General features: G+C 36.6%; 26 protein-coding genes. 18 read left to right on the forward strand and 8 right to left on the reverse strand.

Going from position 1 to position 21,821, the window contains the following annotated elements; genetic code table 11:
• The first annotated feature begins 187 nt into the window (after positions 1 to 187).
• The 4 genes from QA612_RS22145 (at position 188) to QA612_RS22160 (ending at position 1,892) form a co-directional block, all read left to right on the forward strand.
• Positions 188 to 376 (forward strand): Zn-dependent hydrolase, encoded by a 189-nt coding sequence (locus QA612_RS22145; protein WP_278286007.1) that lies wholly within the window; start codon positions 188 to 190, stop codon positions 374 to 376.
• Positions 377 to 841: 465 nt separating this feature from the next.
• Positions 842 to 967 carry a hypothetical protein gene (locus QA612_RS22150; protein WP_278286008.1) on the forward strand — a complete coding sequence of 42 codons (126 nt, stop codon included), beginning with the start codon at positions 842 to 844 and terminating at the stop codon, positions 965 to 967.
• 167 nt (positions 968 to 1,134) lie between these two features.
• Complete coding sequence (locus QA612_RS22155; protein ID WP_278286009.1) at positions 1,135 to 1,662, forward strand: hypothetical protein; 528 nt, start codon at positions 1,135 to 1,137, stop codon at positions 1,660 to 1,662.
• Positions 1,650 to 1,892 carry a hypothetical protein gene (locus QA612_RS22160; protein ID WP_278286010.1) on the forward strand — a complete coding sequence of 81 codons (243 nt, stop codon included), beginning with the start codon at positions 1,650 to 1,652 and terminating at the stop codon, positions 1,890 to 1,892. Before QA612_RS22155 ends, QA612_RS22160 begins: the two co-directional genes overlap by 13 nt.
• Before the next feature lie 198 nt (positions 1,893 to 2,090).
• On the opposite strand, the gene QA612_RS22165 is transcribed toward QA612_RS22160, so the two are convergent.
• Both QA612_RS22165 and QA612_RS22170 read right to left on the reverse strand, forming a co-directional pair.
• Positions 2,091 to 2,357: a type II toxin-antitoxin system RelE family toxin gene (locus QA612_RS22165; RefSeq protein ID WP_278286011.1), complete on the reverse strand. Its 267-nt coding sequence runs from the start codon at positions 2,355 to 2,357 to the stop codon at positions 2,091 to 2,093.
• Complete coding sequence (locus QA612_RS22170) at positions 2,350 to 2,580, reverse strand: hypothetical protein (RefSeq protein ID WP_278286012.1); 231 nt, start codon at positions 2,578 to 2,580, stop codon at positions 2,350 to 2,352. Before QA612_RS22170 ends, QA612_RS22165 begins: the two co-directional genes overlap by 8 nt.
• Before the next feature lie 263 nt (positions 2,581 to 2,843).
• Between QA612_RS22170 and QA612_RS22175 the strand changes: the two genes are divergently transcribed.
• The 9 genes from QA612_RS22175 to ilvN all read left to right on the forward strand — a co-directional run bounded on the left by QA612_RS22175 (position 2,844) and on the right by ilvN (position 11,619).
• Positions 2,844 to 3,695, forward strand: coding sequence for an immunoglobulin-like domain-containing protein (locus QA612_RS22175; RefSeq protein ID WP_278286013.1), 852 nt, complete (start codon positions 2,844 to 2,846; stop codon positions 3,693 to 3,695).
• Between the two features lie 817 nt (positions 3,696 to 4,512).
• On the forward strand, positions 4,513 to 5,028 hold the full coding sequence (locus tag QA612_RS22180; RefSeq protein ID WP_278286014.1) for a ClbS/DfsB family four-helix bundle protein: 516 nt from the start codon (positions 4,513 to 4,515) through the stop codon (positions 5,026 to 5,028).
• A 380-nt stretch (positions 5,029 to 5,408) separates the two neighbouring features.
• Positions 5,409 to 6,266 carry a magnesium chelatase domain-containing protein gene (locus tag QA612_RS22185; RefSeq protein ID WP_278286015.1) on the forward strand — a complete coding sequence of 286 codons (858 nt, stop codon included), beginning with the start codon at positions 5,409 to 5,411 and terminating at the stop codon, positions 6,264 to 6,266.
• 389 nt (positions 6,267 to 6,655) lie between these two features.
• On the forward strand, positions 6,656 to 7,102 hold the full coding sequence (locus tag QA612_RS22190; protein ID WP_278286016.1) for a hypothetical protein: 447 nt from the start codon (positions 6,656 to 6,658) through the stop codon (positions 7,100 to 7,102).
• Positions 7,103 to 7,117: 15 nt separating this feature from the next.
• The gene (locus tag QA612_RS22195; RefSeq protein WP_278286017.1) at positions 7,118 to 7,378 is read left to right on the forward strand and encodes a helix-turn-helix domain-containing protein; all 261 of its coding nucleotides are present in this window, start codon (positions 7,118 to 7,120) and stop codon (positions 7,376 to 7,378) included.
• An 859-nt stretch (positions 7,379 to 8,237) separates the two neighbouring features.
• On the forward strand, positions 8,238 to 8,567 hold the full coding sequence (csaA, locus tag QA612_RS22200) for a chaperone CsaA (RefSeq protein WP_278286018.1): 330 nt from the start codon (positions 8,238 to 8,240) through the stop codon (positions 8,565 to 8,567).
• 339 nt (positions 8,568 to 8,906) lie between these two features.
• A complete protein-coding gene (locus QA612_RS22205) occupies positions 8,907 to 9,353 on the forward strand; it encodes a MarR family winged helix-turn-helix transcriptional regulator (RefSeq protein ID WP_278286019.1) in 447 nt (148 codons plus the stop codon).
• 63 nt (positions 9,354 to 9,416) lie between these two features.
• Positions 9,417 to 11,159 carry a biosynthetic-type acetolactate synthase large subunit gene (ilvB, locus tag QA612_RS22210; RefSeq protein WP_278286020.1) on the forward strand — a complete coding sequence of 581 codons (1,743 nt, stop codon included), beginning with the start codon at positions 9,417 to 9,419 and terminating at the stop codon, positions 11,157 to 11,159.
• Positions 11,149 to 11,619 (forward strand): acetolactate synthase small subunit, encoded by a 471-nt coding sequence (gene ilvN, locus QA612_RS22215; RefSeq protein ID WP_278286021.1) that lies wholly within the window; start codon positions 11,149 to 11,151, stop codon positions 11,617 to 11,619. Before ilvB ends, ilvN begins: the two co-directional genes overlap by 11 nt.
• 565 nt (positions 11,620 to 12,184) lie before the next feature.
• Here ilvN and QA612_RS22220 read toward each other — a convergent pair.
• A complete protein-coding gene (locus tag QA612_RS22220) occupies positions 12,185 to 12,637 on the reverse strand; it encodes a hypothetical protein (protein WP_278286022.1) in 453 nt (150 codons plus the stop codon).
• A 389-nt stretch (positions 12,638 to 13,026) separates the two neighbouring features.
• On the opposite strand from QA612_RS22220, the gene QA612_RS22225 reads away from it, so the two are divergent.
• The 5 genes from QA612_RS22225 (at position 13,027) to QA612_RS22245 (ending at position 17,246) form a co-directional block, all read left to right on the forward strand.
• Complete coding sequence (locus tag QA612_RS22225) at positions 13,027 to 13,908, forward strand: hypothetical protein (protein ID WP_278286023.1); 882 nt, start codon at positions 13,027 to 13,029, stop codon at positions 13,906 to 13,908.
• 688 nt (positions 13,909 to 14,596) lie between these two features.
• On the forward strand, positions 14,597 to 14,872 hold the full coding sequence (locus QA612_RS22230) for a hypothetical protein (RefSeq protein ID WP_278286024.1): 276 nt from the start codon (positions 14,597 to 14,599) through the stop codon (positions 14,870 to 14,872).
• A gap of 114 nt (positions 14,873 to 14,986) precedes the next feature.
• Positions 14,987 to 15,364 carry a hypothetical protein gene (locus QA612_RS22235; RefSeq protein ID WP_278286025.1) on the forward strand — a complete coding sequence of 126 codons (378 nt, stop codon included), beginning with the start codon at positions 14,987 to 14,989 and terminating at the stop codon, positions 15,362 to 15,364.
• Between the two features lie 648 nt (positions 15,365 to 16,012).
• The gene (locus tag QA612_RS22240) at positions 16,013 to 16,510 is read left to right on the forward strand and encodes an RNA polymerase sigma factor (protein WP_278286026.1); all 498 of its coding nucleotides are present in this window, start codon (positions 16,013 to 16,015) and stop codon (positions 16,508 to 16,510) included.
• Entirely contained in the window at positions 16,503 to 17,246 is a 744-nt protein-coding gene (locus tag QA612_RS22245) for a DUF4367 domain-containing protein (protein ID WP_278286027.1), read from the forward strand. Before QA612_RS22240 ends, QA612_RS22245 begins: the two co-directional genes overlap by 8 nt.
• 50 nt (positions 17,247 to 17,296) lie before the next feature.
• Here QA612_RS22245 and QA612_RS22250 read toward each other — a convergent pair whose 3' ends face one another.
• The 5 genes from QA612_RS22250 to QA612_RS22270 all read right to left on the reverse strand — a co-directional run bounded on the left by QA612_RS22250 (position 17,297) and on the right by QA612_RS22270 (position 20,726).
• Positions 17,297 to 17,776: a DUF6147 family protein gene (locus QA612_RS22250; RefSeq protein WP_278286028.1), complete on the reverse strand. Its 480-nt coding sequence runs from the start codon at positions 17,774 to 17,776 to the stop codon at positions 17,297 to 17,299.
• Between the two features lie 425 nt (positions 17,777 to 18,201).
• Positions 18,202 to 18,477 carry a hypothetical protein gene (locus QA612_RS22255; protein WP_278286029.1) on the reverse strand — a complete coding sequence of 92 codons (276 nt, stop codon included), beginning with the start codon at positions 18,475 to 18,477 and terminating at the stop codon, positions 18,202 to 18,204.
• A gap of 139 nt (positions 18,478 to 18,616) precedes the next feature.
• Positions 18,617 to 18,823 (reverse strand): hypothetical protein, encoded by a 207-nt coding sequence (locus QA612_RS22260; protein WP_278286030.1) that lies wholly within the window; start codon positions 18,821 to 18,823, stop codon positions 18,617 to 18,619.
• Positions 18,824 to 18,856: 33 nt separating this feature from the next.
• The gene (locus QA612_RS22265; protein ID WP_278286031.1) at positions 18,857 to 19,504 is read right to left on the reverse strand and encodes a hypothetical protein; all 648 of its coding nucleotides are present in this window, start codon (positions 19,502 to 19,504) and stop codon (positions 18,857 to 18,859) included.
• Positions 19,505 to 19,520: 16 nt separating this feature from the next.
• A complete protein-coding gene (locus tag QA612_RS22270; protein ID WP_278286032.1) occupies positions 19,521 to 20,726 on the reverse strand; it encodes a PQQ-dependent sugar dehydrogenase in 1,206 nt (401 codons plus the stop codon).
• Positions 20,727 to 21,821: the final 1,095 nt, after the last annotated feature.

Genomic DNA, 21,821 nt, shown 5'->3' on the forward strand with positions numbered 1-21,821 from the left:
GGGGACATTAGGGACAGGGACTTTGTCCCGAATTGTAATATTTTGGTTGTTGTGATTCGTGGGGAACTCACGGGGACAGTTCAACCGTCCTTGTTTGATGGAGTTTGGTACCTTTGTTTAGTAGCAAACACTGGGGAGAAATTGTATAATAAAAGATAAGATTAATGAAGTTAGGGGGTTGTTTTCAGTGAAAGAAATAAAGATGGAATCGAAGGAATTTAATAGAGTATTGCACAACCTTCACTTGGAAAATCTCAGTCTTTCTCCCGATATGCAGAAACGAGTACTTGAGCTTGTAAATGCAAAAGTCGAAATTACCCCTACTTTAATAAAGGACATTCTGCAAAATGGGAAAATAAAACGAAAAAGACAATGAGGATTACTTATTAAGACATAACTTATTAGGGGTTGATTCCCATAGAGAATTGGAAACAGCCGAGGCGTTGGCTTTCTCACTCCGAGCAACGGCATTAGAACAAGGAGAATTCTCACTAAATTCACTGACTCTGCGAGAATTTCAAGATTTGCATTACTATTTGGCGTGATGTTGTTCGTGTGAAAGAGTAAAAGTGACTTCTATTATAGTCTAATGTCAAAGTAAGAGCCAGCCTCGTTTCGAAACTGCTCACACAGATTCGAAACGAGGCTGGCTTTCTATATTGTAGGTTTAATAGTTTGAAAGGGTCTTTTACTCATTTGAGTAATGTTGCATTAAGGTACGGTTTCTTTCTTTGAAAGCAGGGAGGGAAGGGAGGTATCAACCTTTTGTTAAAAAATGCTCCCGACGGCATGAGGGTTGAAAGGGTGTGCTTCCCGTTTACCCGGCAGATGGGAACAGTCCATGTTTGACATAACAAAAGAAGGGGGGCTAGATTTTTCAGGAACGTTAAGGAAGATTATTAATGCAATAGAAGGTGAACGGAGGCGAGCAAGTTTGTCCTATTATGAGTCAAATCACAGTGATTAGGTGGTAGCTTTATTTCCAATTTCTTCATAATGTTAAAGCATCATTTCAGAAGATCGATTGAAAAATGGAGAATTTATGATATTGATATTTACATTTTTTGTATAAAAATGTCTATACTCCCATTATCAATGATATAATAGAGAAAATAATAAAAGAGACTACGTGCGATGATAATAGATTTATCCACCAATACAAATGTTCCATACTATTTTAAAAATGTAACAAGGAATGAAATCGAAAATAGAAACTATCGACGAAGTGGAGGTTGGTTTTTTGATTGGCTTAAACCGATCACCCATAACTTTGAGATTTACGGATTGGTTGTGGAGAAACACCCTGAAGATATTCAAGGCTTGATCGCTTTAAAATCCAATCACGATCCAGCCTTTCTTTGCGTTGATGTAGAACAAATCGAGTCTCATCCGCATAATAAAAAAGTAATCGATAATAAAAAGAATCTCAATCGATTGTATAGTGGAGTAGGGAAATGTATGGTTGCGTTTGCCTGTGAATACAGTCGATTAGATGGGTTAGAAGGGTTTATCCAACTGACATCAAAGTCAACGAAAATACAGTTTTATGAAGATTTGGGAGCAAAGGAAACTTATCCTCAAAATATGATTATTGATAAAAGTGGAGCAGATAAATTGTGTGAAACCTATTTTTCAGGAGGTGTAAAGTGGTGGACAAAGTAGTAGATGTTTTTACAAAGACACGAAAAGGGTACAATATTAAAAAGGTGCGTGATGGAGTTATGAGAAAGAATCAACAATTCGATGACGCTTTTCCAAACGGTGTGTTTGCTGTTCCCAAGTCCCCCGACACTCCAAAAGTTAAAGTTCGTGCGTTATACAATTATTGTCAAGAAAAAGGGGTAGAACCGAAAGATTTAACGACAAAAGAAATGGAAATGTTTTTAGAGTAAGAGAGAGGGACAAGAGGGACAGGGACCTTGTCCCGTTTTGTGTTGTGGTAACTTTGGTGTTGATCAGGAAAGTGATTTTATATTTAAATGTAATTGCCGAAGAAAATAGCTAGCTCGTTTGCTACTGCATTGGTAAAATTCCATGTGGAGAATGTGGGAATGGGCTTAGGTTTTGGCCAATTTTATTGGAGAAGAGATTTATTTGTATATATCTCCTCGTGGACCAATATCAATTATGATAATTAGTAATTGGTCATTATGTACACGATACAAAATACGAAGGGATCCTAATCGAATGCGATAATCATCATGACTGGATCCCTCTAATGGTTTTACATTGGGAATAGAGTATGGATTAACACTTAGTTGATTTATAACTTCCTTCACTTTTTCCTTTAATTTTGGACTTAGTTTCTGATAATATTTAGCGGCAGGTTTTCTGATTTTAACTTTGTATTTATTCATGAATATCTTCCCAATCCAATAGGTCATCATTTTCAATATCTATTTCAGCTTGCTTTAATACTTTTTTTTCAGATTCTGATAGGGGAGAATTATCTGCACTGGCAACCAAATTGTCTTCATTATCCTTATCAATAACAACCTTAATAAGGTCATACACTAGCTTAGCATCTTTTTCTTTTACTTGATCAACAAGTTTATGCAACTCTTCTTTACGGACACTCATGAATATCACTCCTTCATGAAGAAGATTTATTACTAACCATTATACACAATGAGAGGGATCTAGGGACAGGGACCTTGTCCCGATTACCAAGTTTAAATTTAATTGCCTAAGAAAATAGCCAGTGTTGTTGTGTTACTGCTACCGCAGCATCACAACAGGACTGGCTTTTAATATTGAAAGATTTAGAAAGGACGGAAGGTTTTCGCGTTCACAGTGAAACAAAAATGTTCAATGTGTCGTCTAAAGAGGAAAGGGGTGATTTTTTGCGAAATAAGAAACCATTTTTGGGCATTTTTCTATTTGGTCTCATGTTTTTGGTAGCATGTGGAACGACCAATATGTCAGATTTGGACATGGAAAAATCAGCTTTAGGTGAATTGCAAAGTAGTATAGGAGATGTATCTACGCATCATGAATCAGCTTTTGACATGACTGGTGCTTTCAACGAAGGGTTATCGGAAAAAACAGAGTATGGGAAAGAAACAGACAAATGGTTCGATACAGGGTTTGTTATTTCTGCCGGTAAAAAACTCCCAGGTGAGAGGGTTACGATTCAATTAACTCAACATCCAGATGATTTAAAACTCCGCTATCAACTTACGGAAAGAAATGATTCATTAGAGAAAATCGACTTAATTGAGGAAGAAATCTCTTCTAGTCATTCATTTGAAGTTCATTTACCAGATAAAGAAGGTGTTTTGTATCTACTTAGTGTAGAAGTAATAGATGAGAATGATCAAGTTGAAGATACGTTGTTATCACTAGTGGGAGTACCACTGCAATCGATGAATGCGAAACTCTATACGGATAAAGATACGTATCAACCAAATAATACGGTAACTTTGCTTCTTGAAAACTTCGGACCAACAGAATTATTCTTTGGAACCGAATATTTTATAGAAAAATACGAAAATACTGAATGGCATAGGATAACCTTCGATGGCTTGGATTTTGATGATGTAGGCATTACCCTTAAAGCAAAAGACATCTATGAACAATCGATTAGCCTTCCTGAATTACCACAGGGGGATTATCGTATTGTCAAAAATATTACAAGTGAAGGAACGGAATTAGAAGCAACCCTTGCAACGGAATTTCAAATCAGCGGGACATGAGGGACAGGGACCTTGTCCCGAATTGTGTTGTGGTAACTTTGGTGTTGAACAGGTAAGTGATTTTATATTTAAATGTAATTGCCGAAGAAAATAGCCAGCCCTGTTGTGTTGCTGCGGTAGCAGTAGCACAACAGGGCTGGCTTTCTATATTGTAGGTTTAATAGTTTCAAAGGGTCTTTTACTCTTTTGAGTAATGTTGCATTAAGGTACGATGCCCTTCTTTGAAAGCAGGGAGGGAAGGGGGTATCAACCTTTTGATAAAAAATGCTCCCGACGTAATGAGGTTTAAAAGGGTGTGCTTCCCGTTTACCCGGCAGATCGGAACCGTCCCTGTTTGACAGGATCTATTCTATAACGGATCCTAGTACGTGTTTTATGTTTTACATTTCTGCCAGATAACATGTATGAGAAGTTGAATGATACAGCCAACGAAATGTACCACTAATGACATAGTTTACTACCAAATGACACAAAGTTTACTAAAGAATGACAGAGTGTTTGCCACTGAAATCCATTTGATAATAAAAGAGAAAAACCTTAGTTTAGAGAATCGAAAAATGGTATAAAAAATAGATGGACTTTCAATAAGGGCAGTATTCTGCAATCAGTCCGGGTTATGTGTAGTAGTACGTAGTAGACGTTTTACTGCGTGATAAAATTTAATATTTTTATGAGGTATTGTATTTTAATAAAGAGGTTAGATACAATAATCAGGCCAATTGTAGAAGATTTAAAGGCACAAGCTACTATATTAAGTACCTTAAGATGGTGTGACCAAACTATAATTAGAATTTTTATTAGGAAAGGGTGATTGCGAGTGCAAGTATATGCTAATAAACAAGCCTTGATTGATGAAATTACTAAGAGAGCAAAGTTATTTATTGATGAATTCCGTTCTATTAATAATGTGGATAAAGATGTTTTTGTAAATGAAGTTAATAAAACTCCATCCCAAATGGTTGCTTACCAATTAGGATGGATAAATTTAATATTATCATGGGAACAAGATAATAAAGATGGAAAAAATGTAATAACACCAACGCCGAATTATAAATGGAATAATCTTGGTGAACTTTATCAGAGTTTTTATGATAAGTATGCGGAGTATTCGCTTGAAACGTTGATTGAGATTTTTAACCATGATGTTAATGAAATTATTCAATTAGTAGAAAGCTATAATGATAAAGAATTATTTGAACAAGGTGGTAGACAATGGGCTACTTCAACCCCTTCCAGTTGGCCAATTTGGAAATGGATTCATATAAATACAGTAGCACCGTTTAAAACGTTTAGAGCTAAAGTTAGGAAATGGAAAAAAATTAGAGGAATATAATTATTAATTTATCAACATTATCAAACTAACAAAACATCAATTCTGATACTGAAATAAGTTTACAGTTTAAACAATCAGGACAAACAGGGACCGACAAACCGGGATGGTTCCCATTTGCCGTTCTGTATAATAATTAGTGAATTATTTTATAATTTAGTATATGATAGATTCAAGAATGAAACCATATAGATCATCTTCCCTAATCCCTTCTTCATTCACCAAAATGAGAAAATACATTCTCCAAAAACGCAACGAATCTTACAATATCTCTTCTTATCTACAAAACTTTATTAATCCCCCTATTAAATGATTCAAACTCCATCATCTATCCCTTTGGTCAAAAACCATATTCAAATTATATTATATTGGAGGAATAAGCCGTGTCTGCAAAAATAACAAGTATTGGTTTAAAAGGTTTGGAAGGCTACCGTGTACAAGTGGAAGTGCAGGTGATTGAAGGTATGGAATCCATTGTTGTAGTAGGGCTTCCTGATGCATCTGTCAAAGAATCAAAGGAGAGAGTATCGTCAGCGTTGTACAGTTTAGGTTTTCCTTTAGTAGATCTAAAAATCGTCATTAATCTCTCTCCTTCTGAAGTAAAGAAAAATGGGCCCTTATTTGACCTTGCCATTGCACTTGGAATATTAAAAAGTGGAGACTTCATGAAAGAAAAGATTCCTGACGATATCGGGTTCATTGGTGCATTATCCTTAGATGGAACCGTTCTTCCGGTGGAAGGGATGATCGCAGCCATTTTAGCTGCTAAGAAACTAAAGCTTACCAAACTTTTTCTTCCATTCGACCCCACCATCCCCCCTGTAGACCTCCCAAACTTGGAACTCGTTTATATATCCTCTGTCCAAGACGTCATCGATTATTTATCTGGAAAGCAGCCCTTGCCTTTTAACCAGCTAAAGGAAGAATTTGAAGAGGTAAAGGTAGTCCAACGTGATTTTAATCAAATATTAGGTCATGAATTTGCAAAGCGTGCACTTGAGGTAGCGGCGGCAGGTAATCACTTTGTATTAATGGATGGTCCGCCAGGGTGTGGAAAAAGTCATTTAGCTGAGACATTTCCATCAATCCTCCCAACCTTATCAAAGGAAGCACAGCTTGAAAAGATCAGTCTCTACCAATTAGCTGGAGCTCCCTATAACTCCATTACTTTCCCCCCTTATCGTCATCCACATCACTCTACCTCCGCTGTATCTCTCATTGGAGGAGGGACCAACCCATAGCCAGGTGCTCACCATGGTGTACTGTTTATGTAACTCATGGGGACGGTTCGCGACTGGTGAAAAAGTCCAACATTTTAAAAATGAAAAATAATAAAAGAAAAACGAGGCTCTAGAATCGCTTCTAAGCCACGTTTGTGATGTAGGGAGACATTTTAGTACCCCTTAAAAAAGGTGTTTTTTGAAAATGACTACTTTATCACTGATTCCGGACGGTTCGCGTGAGTCGTTTAGGGCAGATCGGAACTGGCCCTGTTTGTCCCAGGAGAAGAGCAAGGCTCTCATTATCTAAATACAATCAAAGGATGATCCAATTACGATTTAAAAAGTTGATGTTGTTGATAGCATAAATGCTACCAGATGTGTAATAATAATAGAAAGGAATATAAGAAATGCACAACAGTAAAGAATTTGAAATAATATTTGTTGGGAATGTTAGGAAGTTTGAGGAACGATTGCTCTACAAAGCTGAGCAGGAAATGATCAAGGGATTTCCAGCTGGATGGTGTCAGGTGGCTGACAATTATGTACGTCAATTGACCATTATACAAATGAACCCTCATCCAGAATTTAATCATGATACGAATGAAAGTCATGAACGTCCTCCATCTATAAAAAAGCTGAACCAAAATATAATATACAATAACTTTTACAGGTGGGGGATACACGGTGGAATGACAGGTAATCATCGTATTATTTATGCTATCCATAACTATCATAAAGTTATTTTACTGTACTATTTTGACAAGAAATATAATGGATCCATCTCGCGGAATGATATCATTCCAGCTGAGGTTACATATGAAACTTACTGTTTACATGATCCTAACTTGTATTAGAAAGGAAGATATATGATGACAGAGTTCGTAAAAAGGTATGCTAAGATACGAGGAGAAGATCATGTACAACACCTGCAGCTAGAGGGGCAGATTGCTGCTCAGATCAAAACAAGGCGTAAAAGTCTCCAAATGACACAGCAACAGCTTGCAGATATATCGGGACTACCGAAATCAACGATTGGTAGAATTGAAGCAGGGTTAACAAGCCCTAAGGTGGATACATTATTAAAAATATCAAAAGCATTAGAGACAACATTTACAATAGATGCCAGGTAACTCATAGGGACGGTTCGCGTGAGTCGTTTTGTACTATATTATTGTGTGATGTTAATGGTGTGAAATAGTAAAAGTGACTTCTTCTTATAGTCTAATGTCAAAGTAAGAGCCAGCCTCGTTTCGAAACTGCTCACACAGCTTCGAAACGAGGCTGGCTTTCTATATTGTAGGTTTAATAGTTTCAAAGGATCTTTTACTCTTTTGAGTAATGTTGCATTAAGGTACGATGTCTTTCTTTGAAAGTGGAGAGGGAAGGGGGGATCAACCTTTTGTTAAAAAATGCTCCCGACGGCATGAGGTTTGAAAGGGTGTGCTTCCCGTTTACCCAGCAGATCGGAACCGTCCCTGTTTGACTGTCCATCCGCAGTTAGTTTTGCAAGGGGCTGAGCTAGATTAACTCTTGTATTACAGAGTAGACTTAATACTGTGCAATAATTTTATTCTTTTTTTTGGTAATTTTGTGAAAGGATACACTTGAACTAACGAGCAAAACTCCAAAACTGATTGCATGCTAATGGTATTATATGTAAAATAGTATAAAACATTAGATTTACGCTATGATAGTTCAAAGGTAGGTGTAGAATGTGTTTATAAGATTTTTTTAATAAAATTAGAAATTTCTCCTAAAAAGGGAATTAAATTGCGTGAGCAAAGTTGAAGTTAGAAAACCTAATAAGTAAACAAGATGGAAAAGATGAAACTTAATAATTTGTACAATTTCAAAAATTATGTCAAGATTTTTTGAATTTGATACTCTTAAATTCCCAACTGATATATCCTCATTTGATTTTAGTATATTGGTCTGGATTGAACCTTTTAATTTTAAAGTTAAAAAGCAAGATGATAGGAGGTAATATTAGTGGCAACAATTGAGGATTTTTTGAAATTGGATATTCGTGTTGGTACTGTGATAAAAGCAAAGCCATTTCCAGAAGCAAGAAACCCTGCAATAAAATTAGAAATTGATTTTGGTAAGATCGGTATTAAATTTTCATCGGCTCAAATTACACGAAGGTATGAGCCAGAACAACTTGTTGGGAAGCAAGTTGTTGCAGTAGTAAACTTCCCTCCAAGGCGTATTGCAGGTTTTAAATCTGAAGTATTGGTACTAGGAGGTGTTCAGGAAGAAGGTGACGTAATACTCTTAAAACCAGATGAATCTGTTATAAATGGAACACCAGTCGCTTAGAGTTCCGAATACCGTTAAATTTAGGAGATCAAGCGATTACTACAGCAATATTAGATCGTATACTACACCGAGTGGAAATAATTAGTAAATGAAAATAGTTGGAGAATTTAACGTATATTTACAATATATGTTAAGTGGAGTGTTTCAAATTATCGAGCAAAAGTTGAGTTTTTTTTGTGGTCATACAGTCATACATCTTCGTCTGTTTTGGGTAGGATAGTTTTTTTGTTCCTTCAAACTTATTAAGGGCAGGTTATTGCGAAACATCGCAATTAATTCTTAAAACTTGCGTTATGCAAGTAATTGTTATATAATATGCTAACAAGGAGGTTGATTACTGTGAATGATGTACGTCCACTCTTTCAAGCATTGGGAAGAAAAATCGGGATGCTAGACAAGACATGCATTGTAGCCAATGGGATCGATATTTCCATTTCCCAAAGCCATATCTTATACGAAATCATGCAGAGAGAAGCAATTTCAATACAGCAGATTTCCAATATACTGGATCTCGATATCACGACCTGCAGCCGCCAGGTACAATCCCTAGTCAATGGAGGTATGCTCCAAAAACAACCTGATCGGAATGATCGCAGAGTCAGCATCGTAACGCTTACGGACAATGGGAAAGAAGTCGCCCTGCATATCGACAATAAGATACAGACCTTTTATCAGCAAGTGTTTGATTCCATGACATCTTTTGAGCAAGAGATGGTGATGCAGGCATTACGCTTGTTGAATGATAAATTCGAACAACTCCATCGACCATGCGAACCGTTAGACTAATTTAGTCCTCTTTTTTTTACTTATTATTACTTGCAATATGCAAATAAAAAGGAGTTTTGATAGATGGAAGCCAACCATGTCAGAAATATAATGAATCCGGATATTGTTTCAGGATCGGAGATTATTCTGCGGTGTTTGCTTTTGGAAGGTGTGGAATGTGTCTTCGGTTATCCTGGGGGAGCCGTCCTCTACATTTACGATGCAATGGTCGACCACCCTGAATTTCAACACCTGCTTACCCGTCATGAACAGGGAGCCATTCACGCTGCAGACGGATATGCCCGAGCTTCGGGAAAAACCGGCGTTTGCATGGCAACCTCTGGTCCCGGTGCAACGAATTTAATTACGGGTATCGCAACCGCTTATGCCGATTCTGTTCCGCTTGTCATTTTCACTGGAAATGTCTCGACCGACATGATCGGAACAGATGCCTTTCAAGAAGCGGATATTGTAGGTATGACCATGCCGGTTGTCAAGAACAGCTATTTTGTGGATAATATCGATGATCTTGCTCCCACCATACGGGAAGCATTTCATCTCGCAGGTACCGGGCGAAAGGGCCCCGTTCTCATCGATATTCCCAAAGATATATTAGCTGCCAAAACAAAATTTTTACACCCGGAAACGGTCAATGTGGAGGGATATGTTCCCTATCCCGAAGTAAACCTAGCACAGGTGAACAAATTATATCAAGCAATCATAAAATCAAAATGTCCTGTCATTATTGCTGGAGGAGGTGTTGTATCGTCCGATGCACACGGGGCTCTCCTACATTTCATTGAACAGTTGAACATCCCTGTAACAACGACCTTGATGGGGTTGGGATGCGTCCCTGACAACCATCCTCTTTTTCTAGGGATGCCAGGGATGCACGGGACAGTTGCGGCTAACCGAGCCATTCACGAAGCCGATCTACTGATTGCTATCGGAGCACGTTTTGATGACCGAGTAACCCTAAACATAAAAAAGTTTGCTCCCAATGCAGAGATTGCCCATATTGATATCGACGCTGCTGAAATCGGTAAAAACATCCACACTCATTACCCGATCCGTGGTGACGTATCCGACGTACTAAATGTTTTTAACAACCATGTCGGTGACGAAAGTACCCCAAATAGAAAACCGATTAAGACATGGCATCAATATTTAGACAGTCTAAAGGAAATGTATCCGTTGAAGTACCGTCAAAACGGTCATGACTTAAAACCACAATATGTAATGGAATTGATTCGTGATACGACGGATGAAAACACCATTGTAACAACCGACGTAGGCCAACATCAAATGTGGGCCGCTCAATTCGGTCCATTCAAAAAAAACCGTTCCTTTATAACATCAGGCGGACTGGGCACAATGGGATTCGGTTTACCTTCCGCTTTGGGAGCACAAATTGCCTGTCCGGAAAAAATGGTCGTATCGATCAATGGAGATGGTGGCATCCAGATGTGTGCTCAGGAATTGGCGGTTTGTGCCATTCACAATTTGCCCGTCAAAATTGTCGTGATCAACAATCAAGTGCTAGGCATGATTTATCAATGGCAAAACCTGCTTTATAAAGAACGATACAGCTCCATCGATTTACAGGGGAAGCCTGATTTTGTCAAGCTTGCCGAGGCACACGGTGTCAAAGGATTACGTGCAAAAACGAAAGAGGAAGCAGATACCTGCTGGAGGGAAGCTTTAAAAACGGATAGACCGGTCCTTATTGAATTCGTTGTTCCAAAAGAAGAGTTGGTTTATCCAATGATCCCTCAGGGGCAGTCTGTGAAAGAAGTGATGTTGGGAGGTGATAGCTGTGAAAAATAAATCTTTATTTTCAGTTCTCGTACAGGATCACCCCCGAGTGATGGAACGTATCACCGCATTGTTCGGACGCAGAGGATATAACATTCACAGCATTACAGTAGGAAGTTGTGAAATACCGGGTAAATCACGTATGACGATCGTTACCGAACTTGAAAACCAAAAAGTCCGGCAAATCGAAATGCAGTTAAACAAGATGGTGGATGTATTAAATGTGGAGGAAATCAGTTCTCAACCTTACACGATACAAGAATTAGCGTTCGTTAAAGTAGCAAAAACCGTTTCAGCGAATTCGAATCAATCGTTTCCTTCATCGGATCATGTATCAGTTATCGCATCCGATCAACAGCATGTTCTTTACCGTATTATTGATACACCAGAAAACATCAACCTACGTATTCAACAAATGGACCCACAACAAATCTTACGTGTTATCCGCACAGGTGCGGTCGCCACATCCTGAGGTGGTTTATTATTTATCGGAATAATTTTAATGACTGCATTACCTTATGGGAATATTGCTGTATTAGGTAAAGCATTTGTATTTGATGGCTTATTATCTTTATTACATTTCCAGATCTCTCCTGAATGGAGAAAAGTATTGAAATTCATAGTGAGGTAAATATAAAATACTTTTTCATTAAAGGGTGTCGGTTCTTCCATAAGGGGTGGTTTTTTGTGGGAAAAGTTTTATGTTAATAGTAGGATTAGTTGTTTTTATTATTGCTGAAATAGGGATTATTAAAGGAGTAACGCATAGAATAAAAAGTCCAACTGATGTTTAAAAGAAGAAATTTCAATTCTTACAATGTCACTTGCTGCGTAGTACAACGATACTATTCAATACAATTTGATAATCCACAATTGGCTCTCCTGTGGAAAACCAACGCCTAATTTCTCGTTTGCAGAAACGTTCCTGACCCTCAGCACAGTACAAATTCACCGTGCCGGGGATCAGGAATTTTTTACTCTAAATGATGGTAGACTCACGGGAACCGTCCCCATGAATTGCCCATGAATTGCCTTTTTTAGTCCCGTATATGATCATCGGTTAAGTGTCCGCTTTGATCGAAGGGGAGGTAATGTAACTCCGTATCCTGGAAAGGGTAATCTGGGATATCTCTATTCTCCTTCTCCAGGTTATATCGGAAGTTATCTAGTTGACGATGATAGTGATTTACTAATCTTTGTTTACTGATCATCGTTTTTCTTAGCCTTCTAGTAATGAGTAGTAAGATGCCTAAGGGAATACCGAACATCCCTAAAAGATCCAAACCGAGATCGGGAATAAGAAATAGAAACACCACGGCTAGTGTAACTAAACCCCAAAGGACCATGTAAACGGATATCAAAAGCGGGCTATCGAGAATGCTTTCTATTCGCTGAAACTGAGAGAAGGTGCTCCTCGATTCTTGAATCATCCCGTAGTAATATGTTTTTATTTCACGATCAGACATCTCTCTTATGGCTTCACGGTCCATATTCCTTCCCTTCCTCCCTCTGCATGTACATCCCTGATGGAAAAGGAATACTCTCATTATATTCCCTTGAAGATAGCTATGCTATTTTTTTGTAAAAAAAAAGAGGCTGTATTTCTATTAATTACAAGGGGGGAGAATCCAAGAAATAGTTGAGTTCCAACGCCTCAAAAAGAGAGTAATATCCGTGTTTTTCAGCAGGAATGCTATTTTAATATGACAAAGATGGTAACAATTAACAGAACGTTCAAACATACAAGGAACTGATTAACCCTTAACATGCTAATATAATTTTTGATGGTGTATTGGTAATAAAGCAATAGCAGTATGACTAAAGTTTTGCGAAAAGTAAATATCCGAGAACTTTATGACTATGCTAAGGGGGGATTAAAATGAAAGAGAAGGTCATTAGTGTCAAAAGAGTACTGATAATAAACACACTAGCGATTATCGTTGCTTCAGCAATGGCAATAATCGTTCATGCTATTGTGCCTGGTGATGTAAATGTAGACGACTTTGATAGTATATTTGTAAAACTTTTTGGATTTCCTATAGTAGCCGTTTCCTACTTTGTTTTACTGTTTTTACATTGTGTTATTGTTATGCGGTATTTTGGAAAACGATCCAGTATGACTAATTTGCAAATTGGCTTTCGTTTCGGGACAGTTTTTGCAGCCCTTTATTTGTTTGGGATGCAGGAAGTAGTTGTGGAAGCTTCGCCTTTTAATGAATGGGGATTAGCATTCGTGAGTTACCAATTTTTTATGGGTATAAGTGATGCAATACCTGCATTATTATTATGTGTGGTGACCGCTTACTTTACACTAAGTAACAAGAACACAGCTAACTCTAGGCAGATATTAAATCTAATAGAAAAAACGAAAGTTGTTGCTCTAATTACAATTACTTTTTTAATAGCTAGGGCAATTGGATATGAAACAGGAATGATAGGTAGTAACATTGATACATTTCCTATTCCCACTTATTTATGGACAATTGTATTTGGAGTGATGCTTGGATGTTGTTTTACGATTTTGTATCCTATTTTTGCTAGCGGTCAGAATAAATTTTTACTTTCTTATAAACTTGTTGTAATAACAATAGGAATAAACTGGATACTATTTAACAGCTTTATCGGGTTAATTTTCAGTGGTGAAATGAACCAAATGCTTTTACGAAGTGGGATAGACATTGCGGTTGTCTTTCTAACCTCATTAATAATTCAGAAATACTTTTTAAAATCTGATAAACGTGTAGAAGCGATCGCCTCATGAAATTACGGAAATGGAACCAAAGGTGATATAACAGACTCGTGGGGACGGTTCTCGTGAGTCGTTTGTTGATGTACTTGTTGGTGTTGTAGGTAAATGGAGTTTATTTTTTCTGTATCATTGTTAAAGAGAATAGCCGCCCAGTTGCGAAACTGCTCACGCAGCTTCGCAACTGGGCTGGCTTTCTATGTTTATATGTCTACTAGATTCGAAAGTTCCTTTGTTTGTTGTCCATGTCCAGTATTACTAGCTAACTTTAATGATATTTTCCTTCATTTCAGACAAATTTTGTTTAGGAATGAATATTGCATTGAAAATGATCCACTTATGCGTAGTTTTGAGCCATCGAATGCGGAGAATAGGGCCATCATTTGCGAGGTCGAGAGCCACAGCGGAGCTGCTTGTATTCGACGCTACCACCAATACATAGTTCTTACCACTAAATGATAAGGAATTTATAACTATGTTACAGGGGGGGGTTACCATTTGGTAAGTCAGATAAAAGCAATCAACTAGCTTATTATAGCAATTAAATACTATAAATCGTGTATAATTAGTACTGGAAGGTTTTGTATATTAGGTTATGATTATGGAACCTCAGTAGGCAATTCATATTACAAAGACCCTTTCCTTTAGTGAAATTAGTTGAGGTAAAAAAAGTAAGACGACAATAAAAATTAGGGGGCAAATAATGAAAAGAATTGTAATTGGTGGATTTATAATGCTTGGTGGCTTATTAGTTACATTAACAATTATTTTAGCGGGTTCTATTTACGCAACTAATATAACTACATGGTCTGGTAAGTCGAAATTATGGCATGCAATTTTTGGAACGAAGCAATATGGAAATGAAGTTGTACAGTCTTTATTTTTAGGTTTTCCATTTATTATAGGAGTTCTATTAACTATTTTAGGGTTAATAATCTTAGGGCAAGAATATTATAAAACATTTAAAAATGAAGTCTAACCTTATTAAACAAAAGGGTAGCTCCCGTTAGTACAATAAGCAGTCACTGCTCTTGTGTCGGGGAGTTTCTAGAAGAAATTATATGTTATATTTGTCCAAAAAAGAGGGGTTTAATTGAAGAAATTATTATTAATAGCCGTATGTATGTTTATTACTGCCTGTTCTAACCAAGCAGATGAAGCTTCTAATCTAGTAACAGAGCAACAACCTATAACAAACATTACAATTGAAGATTTCAAAGGTCCGACGGTAATAGAAGTAATGAGAGAAGAAGAAATGAATCGAGTTATTGACTTATTACAATTAGATGAATGGACATATATTGACGAATGGGACTATGATTTGGCTCCAAATTTTTATATTAGCATTAATGACGAGATTCTTATTGGATTATTCGATTCTGATCGATACGCGTTCATTGATAATGTGGGGTATTACGATATACCGAAAAATATAGTATTGGAAATCAGAGAGATGTATGATGATTTATAGTTAAAATAGAAGCAAGATATTTTTTTGGGGAATTATGCACTCAAACTACGACTGGATTCATTCTAAATCTCCTCCTCAAATTGAATTTGCCAGTAACCCCTAATTCTCCTAGAAGTATCATAGCTTCGCTTGTTATATGAGATCTCAGTCCCAACCAGCCTCAAACATGTTTCTACCAGTAGGAGGGATGGTTCACGAGAGTCAGTTTTAGTTTATGATATTTATGGAGTAAAGGGGAGTATTGGTTTCTATTTTACACATACATTTGCAATGAAAAAGCCAGCTTCGTTGTGAAACTGCTTACGCAGTTTCACAACAAGGCTGGCTTTCTATAGTGGTATACCTAATAGATTCGAAGGTTCTTTTTTACTTTTTAGAATTGTTGCTGTAGGGTGGGATGTCTTTCTTTGAAAGTGGGGAGGGGACGATAGGTATGAGGGACAGGGACCTTGTCCCGTTGATAATTTGAAATAGGGGAGCAAAACGGAACCGCCTCTGTTAAACCTTTTATCGTATATTTATCATATTTTGTAAAAAAATTACTGTTAAATGGTATAATAATTTAAGAGATACTGTGATGGGGAGGAGAGGGTTTATATTTTTAAGCGAAAAAAAAGAGAAGATAATGTACATGGATTAATATATGAAATGTATTATAAAAAAGTTTATAACACGGCATACTTTATTACAAAGGATCCTCAACTTTCTCAAGATATTATGCAAGATTCATTTATTAAAGCATTTGATAAAATAGATAGTTTAAAAGATAAAGAAAAATTAGAATCCTGGTTAATAAGTATTACAACTCGTACAACTATTGATGCACTTAGGAAAAATAAATTAAGAAATCACATTTCGATTGAGGAATATAATGCGACAAATCCTGGTAATAGTTATAATTCCGTTGAATATGAAGTAGAATCAATTTTTTTGAAAAAAGAACTAAGGGAACATTTAGATGGATTGCCTTATGATTATCGAGTAGTCGTATTATTGAGATATATACATGAATTTAAGATACATGAAATTTCTGAAACTCTTAGTATTGGAGAAGGTACGGTAAAAACTAGATTACATCGTGCTAAGAAAAAACTGAAAGAAAAGTTAGGAAAGTCAAGTGTGCTGGAGGGTGGAGGTTATGAGTAAATATGATTTTGACAATGAAATAAAGGAATTACTTAACGAAGAATATAAAAATCCAATAGCACCTCCTTTATCTAAAGAAAAAAATTGGGAATCTATACAAAATAAGATGAACAGACCAAAGAAAAATAATAATAAATTAAAAGCAGTTATGGCAGCTTGCATTGCTGCAACCGTAATTTCTCTATCTGTTTTTTTACCACAAGGTTCTGCGTCAAATTGGATTACTTCACTAATTACGCAAACTCAAGGTGTTCATACACATTTGTTTGGTAATGTTGGTGGATCTTCTGATACTCCGAGTACTCCGCCTAAGGTTGAACAACATAATGCTGATATTAGTGAAAAAATTGTAAGTTTGGATGAAGCAAAACAGCTTGTTAATTTTGATATCGCCATTCCTGACTATCTCCCAGCTGAATATCATTTACAAAATGTGACTGTTCATTTAATTGAAAATGAACGAAGTAATTCTATTGTTTTAAATTATATTAGTAGTCGTAATGAAGAATTGACTATAGAGCAAGTTAATGGTGAATCTGGGGTGGCTTTCTATCATGGTTTTAATAACGAAAATATGGAATTGACTGAATTAACGATTAATAGCCTGCCAGCTACCATCATTAAATTGAAAGATGATTCAAAGAAATTATATTGGATCTCTAGTGATGAAATAGTATTTACTATTCAAGGATTTTTAAATGAAAAAGAATTAATAAGAATAGTAGAAAGTATATAAAAAAGGATTGATGGACCTATATTAAAAGAAAATAGGTCCATCAATCCTTTTTAATTAATATACAGAGAATTTGTAAAGCCTGTAACTCTTTCCGTTCTTCCGTCTTTATTAACAAAGTGGACTCCTCTAATTCGGTAAGTGTAACCTTTTGTTACTGAAAAAGTAATATTCCCATTAACTGATGTATCATTAAACGCTACAAAACCTGTTATATGCTCAACATTTTCCCATCGATTACCGTTTAAATATTCTAAATAAAAATTGACTCCCACTGCTTGTGCTCTAACTAAGGATTCTGTATACCCATATAATGCTAATCTATTACTTCCAGATCTAACTAGAGTGCTGCCCCATGATTGTAGATATTGAGTAGAAAACGTTTCTATTCCATCCATATAATTCCTCTCATTGTATTTTTCGAATGTGATTTCCTCTGCTGCCACCATATTTCCATGTACCTCAATTGGAGTTAAAGCAACAATTAATAATGATATTACTAAAATAGGAACAAAGTATAACCATTTTTTCATATTAATCATCTCCTTTTCTTTTAAAGACGTTTCAAGTAAGAAAAAGGTTCCCGGGACTTGGGGGACAGGGACCTTGTCCCATTTTTTGGTGACTTTAGTGTGATGTAGGGGAGGCTTGATTGTATGATGAAATCAATATTCAAAGTAGGACCCAGCATAGCCGAAAAAATAGCCACCCTATTGCGAAACTGCTAAGGCAGTTTCGCAACAGGATGGCTTATTATATTTGCAGATCTAATAGATTCGAAGGTTCTTTTTTACTATTGGGTAATGTTGCTTTAGGGTACGGTGTCATTCTTTGAAATGGGGGAGGGAACGATAGGTGATCTATATTTAAAAGGTTTCCCCGACCTTTTCGTGGTTGAAAATATTAGTTATGTTTTACAAAAGGGAAAGAAGTCAAAGGGGAAATGGTTGGTTTACTTTTATCTATGGGAGGATTTTAATTCATCAATGTATTTTTTTCCTTCTATCAATGAAAGGCCTAAAGTTTCTCTTGCTTTTTTAACTGCTTTTACGTCTTTTCCTTCTATAATTAGTTGACGTAATTCTTCATTTATTTGGTTTTCAAGTGTTCCAGATTGTTTAGCTAATTGATTTAAGGTGTAATTTATGTTCTTTATGCGACCTTCTAATGTCAATACTTTAACTGATAAGTAAATGACTATAAGAAAAGTTAGTATAATGAGAGTATATTCCATTTATTTCACCTCAGAAATTTATATTATGACCATTGATGAATATCTTCCTGTTGTCAAAGGTATTAAAACATCATTCCTTCTATGTGATATACATTTGTAATTCTTTTTCAAATTTCTTGAGGGATATGGGTCTGTTAAGTTACCCATAAAAACCGACGGCGCTTAATATTGCTACGCCTATTAACGTAATTGCAATTCCTGATAGTGTGGTGACCAGGACTGTTCTTAATTGCTTCGTATCTACCCAAACAATAATCCCTAATATAATTGTGAATAGTAGGCCGAAAAATAATGATGCTAGGGGATTCGTTGGAGTTATCCAATCGTACCAATTTAAAAAGTCCATTTAAAATGCCTCCTTTCAAGCATTGGGTTGTGGCTATTCATTACTTTGAACGGAGTTATTTAAGTTGAATTTTTCTTCTACTTCCATTTTTGATAAATTAAAACTAGCTTTCATTCCACCTACAAATCCTTGTTGATATGTTTCGGATTCTTCAACGATCTCTTCATTTTTAACAATACTGTTGCTTGTAATGAGAGCTACTAAATCGGTAGCACTTTTATCTGTTAATTGGTTTGAGTTACTTACTAAAATGGAAATATAATTGGCTACTTGTTCATATGCAAAGCTCATTCCTTCGAACATGCCTTTTTGAAAATCAGGAGACAACTCTTTAACGTCTTCCATTGCCTCTTCTGGGATATCTTCTTTGTAGTAACTTTCTTGAATAGTTTCATAGAGGTTTTTTTTGCTCTGTTCCATATTATTGTGGGACAAGCGTCTAAAAAGCTTTTCTAGTTCTTCAAATTTCATTTTCAATGATAATTCCCCTTTTTTATACTCAAAATCTCTTACCATTCTGTTAATTACGTATCTGTAGGCATTGTTCATTCCTTTCGCTATTAATGAAAAACCTCCACTGTCTTCATTCATTTGTTCTCTTGTTGTTTGTTCCATTTGAATGAAATCTTCAATACAATCCTCAATTTTTGCTCCTCTAAACATCCGTCTACGATAGTCCATCATGTAAGCTCCAATCCTATATTTTTTTGTCCTTGTCCGTCCTGTAAATAACACTTCTATAGGATAATGTTACCATCAAAAAGAGCTTGTGTAAACAAATGTAAACAAGTGGGACGAGGTCCCTGTCCCTATGTCCCTTGGCTGGTGTTAGCCTCAACAGTCGGTCGTCGTTGGGGCGGGGGTCTCCTCTTCCGTCAGTATTATTGGTAATGATGTAAATGTTGTCATCGACGGCGAGAACATCTCGGATTCGGCCGGCGCCTGTGAAGACTGTTTCTAGTGTTGTTTCTTCTTCATTCAGCTTGTAGAGGCTTTCGCCACGGAGTCCTACCGCTAATAAATTGCCATTCCAAAAGGTTATGCCTGAGGGTGCCCACGTGTCATCGGCTGAATGGAGGAGTGGTTCTTCGATGTTTTCTCCCTTGTCGTCTCCGATGAAATGTGGCCATCCGTAATTTTTTCCTGCTTCAATTATATTGATTTCGTCATGGGCAGCGGGACCATGTTCGGAGCTGTATAATTGGCCTTCGTCATTCCATGCGATTCCTTGGGGGTTTCTATGACCGTATGAATAAACATAGGAATCTTCAAAAGGGTTATCTTCTGGCACAGCTCCTTCTAATGTCATTCGTAATATATTTCCTGCTAAATCTTCGTTTTCTTGGGACAAGTGGGGTTGGTTGGCGTCTCCTGTTGTGATGTATAAATGATTATCGGGTCCGATGGCCATTCGTCCTCCGTTGTGGATCCGTTCTCCAGGGATGTTATCTAGGAGGACTTGTGTTTCTACCCAGGTGGAGTCTTCTTTCACGGCTTTGACTACTTTATTCCATGTTTCCTCAGATTCTAGGTACGTATAGTATAGAAAAACTTCGCCGGAATCTTCAAAATTTGGCGCTAATGCCATTCCTAGTAATCCTCCTTCATCAACATGCATAATAGGGTCGGAGGTTTCAACTTGTATTCGTTCAGGATCATTGTTTTCTAGTGCTATTTCAACGATGTATCCTTCTCGTTCGGTAATATAGAATGTATCGTGATGGTGGTTGATATCCCAAGGAATTTGTAGATTCTCAGCAACGGTTTCTACTTCCCAATCTCCTTCAGTACCATTTATAGCCGAATGTTCGTTGTCTTCATTATCAATTTCATTATTATTTTCATTCTGTTCATTGTTTTCGTTTTGATTTTCATTATCTCCGTTAAATTGACAAGGGGACATGGGGGACAGGGACCTTGTCCCGATTAGTGGTGAAATTGGAATATAGTGACTTCATAATTAAAAGAAGCATAAATAATAAATGAATGACTCGAAGGAGAACCAAATTACAGAATTATAAGTTGATTATTGCAATTGGATTGAAACACTTTTGCGTAATTTTGAGCCACCTATTGTGGAAAATAGGGCAACCTTTGCAAAGCAGGGAGACACAGCGGAGCTGCTTGCCATTGACTGTAACACCCGATTCTTTGCATTTGCTGGAAGGGGTAGGGCCCAACCAGTGAATGCTTAGAATCGATTTGTCCGTGTTATCATTTGTTGCAGGGAGCCACTAAGCTATAATTTTGGCTATCCTGCATTCATCCCACCACACGGACAAAAGTTAAGTCAATGGTGGCGGACAATTTGATTTGCACAGATTCGCTGTATCATTCTCTAGAATGCTCATAAGTTAGTGACTTATTAGGTGAGAAAGTTATTTTGATTATTATACGGAACCTTCTTATGTATTTGTCAAAAGGTGTATAAATACATTTAAATAAGCGGGACAGGGACCTTCCCGGTTTTACTATCAGCAAGGTCTAATGTAATATACTAGAGTCTAATACACCTTCCTTATCTTTTGTTTTTGGTTAATTACAGTCAAATAGTGAAAGAAATGGGGCTGTTTCTTCCAGTGTCACGTATTAAATAAGGGAGCCTAATTCAATGGTACAAATGGATAAAAACAAGAACACCCATTATAAAAATTTATATATCAGGTTATTGAACTTACATGTTCTTTTTTCCTTCCATTCATTTATTGTTTTCCCTCATCACTTTATTCAGTAATCGATAAAAAAGCATAAGCAAAATAGCGAGAATAAAAAGTATAAGTGAAATAATTATGAAAATGGACCATCCATGGTAAAGGGGAATATTAAAATTTAGTAATCTACGAAGTACTAAATCAAGTAAAAACATAAAACCAGCTAATAAGTAGATTGAGTAACAAAAATTAATGAATGAAGACTTCCTTGCCATTTTAATTCTCCTTCACTGTGAATTAATGGTTTTTAATCTATAATGTATCACATTCTGCGGGACACAGAACCT

This window comes from Evansella sp. AB-P1 (assembly GCF_029688925.1).
Classification (GTDB): Bacteria; Bacillota; Bacilli; order Bacillales; family Salisediminibacteriaceae; genus Evansella.

What these genes read in the sequence shown, in the direction of transcription:
- QA612_RS22245 (WP_278286027.1), top strand. Translation starts at nt 16,503, where the DNA reads ATGAGTAAATATGATTTTGACAATGAAATAAAGGAATTACTTAACGAA.
- QA612_RS22195 (WP_278286017.1), top strand. Translation starts at nt 7,118, where the DNA reads ATGACAGAGTTCGTAAAAAGGTATGCTAAGATACGAGGAGAAGATCAT.
- QA612_RS22250 (WP_278286028.1), bottom strand. Translation starts at nt 17,776, where the DNA reads ATGAAAAAATGGTTATACTTTGTTCCTATTTTAGTAATATCATTATTA.
- QA612_RS22190 (WP_278286016.1), top strand. Translation starts at nt 6,656, where the DNA reads ATGCACAACAGTAAAGAATTTGAAATAATATTTGTTGGGAATGTTAGG.
- QA612_RS22165 (WP_278286011.1), bottom strand. Translation starts at nt 2,357, where the DNA reads ATGAATAAATACAAAGTTAAAATCAGAAAACCTGCCGCTAAATATTAT.
- QA612_RS22240 (WP_278286026.1), top strand. Translation starts at nt 16,013, where the DNA reads ATGTATTATAAAAAAGTTTATAACACGGCATACTTTATTACAAAGGAT.
- QA612_RS22225 (WP_278286023.1), top strand. Translation starts at nt 13,027, where the DNA reads ATGAAAGAGAAGGTCATTAGTGTCAAAAGAGTACTGATAATAAACACA.
- QA612_RS22270 (WP_278286032.1), bottom strand. Translation starts at nt 20,726, where the DNA reads ATGTCCCCTTGTCAATTTAACGGAGATAATGAAAATCAAAACGAAAAC.
- QA612_RS22260 (WP_278286030.1), bottom strand. Translation starts at nt 18,823, where the DNA reads ATGGACTTTTTAAATTGGTACGATTGGATAACTCCAACGAATCCCCTA.
- QA612_RS22265 (WP_278286031.1), bottom strand. Translation starts at nt 19,504, where the DNA reads ATGGACTATCGTAGACGGATGTTTAGAGGAGCAAAAATTGAGGATTGT.
- QA612_RS22155 (WP_278286009.1), top strand. Translation starts at nt 1,135, where the DNA reads ATGATAATAGATTTATCCACCAATACAAATGTTCCATACTATTTTAAA.
- QA612_RS22170 (WP_278286012.1), bottom strand. Translation starts at nt 2,580, where the DNA reads ATGAGTGTCCGTAAAGAAGAGTTGCATAAACTTGTTGATCAAGTAAAA.
- ilvB (WP_278286020.1), top strand. Translation starts at nt 9,417, where the DNA reads ATGGAAGCCAACCATGTCAGAAATATAATGAATCCGGATATTGTTTCA.
- QA612_RS22255 (WP_278286029.1), bottom strand. Translation starts at nt 18,477, where the DNA reads ATGGAATATACTCTCATTATACTAACTTTTCTTATAGTCATTTACTTA.
- QA612_RS22150 (WP_278286008.1), top strand. Translation starts at nt 842, where the DNA reads ATGTTTGACATAACAAAAGAAGGGGGGCTAGATTTTTCAGGAACGTTA.
- QA612_RS22220 (WP_278286022.1), bottom strand. Translation starts at nt 12,637, where the DNA reads ATGGACCGTGAAGCCATAAGAGAGATGTCTGATCGTGAAATAAAAACA.
- QA612_RS22230 (WP_278286024.1), top strand. Translation starts at nt 14,597, where the DNA reads ATGAAAAGAATTGTAATTGGTGGATTTATAATGCTTGGTGGCTTATTA.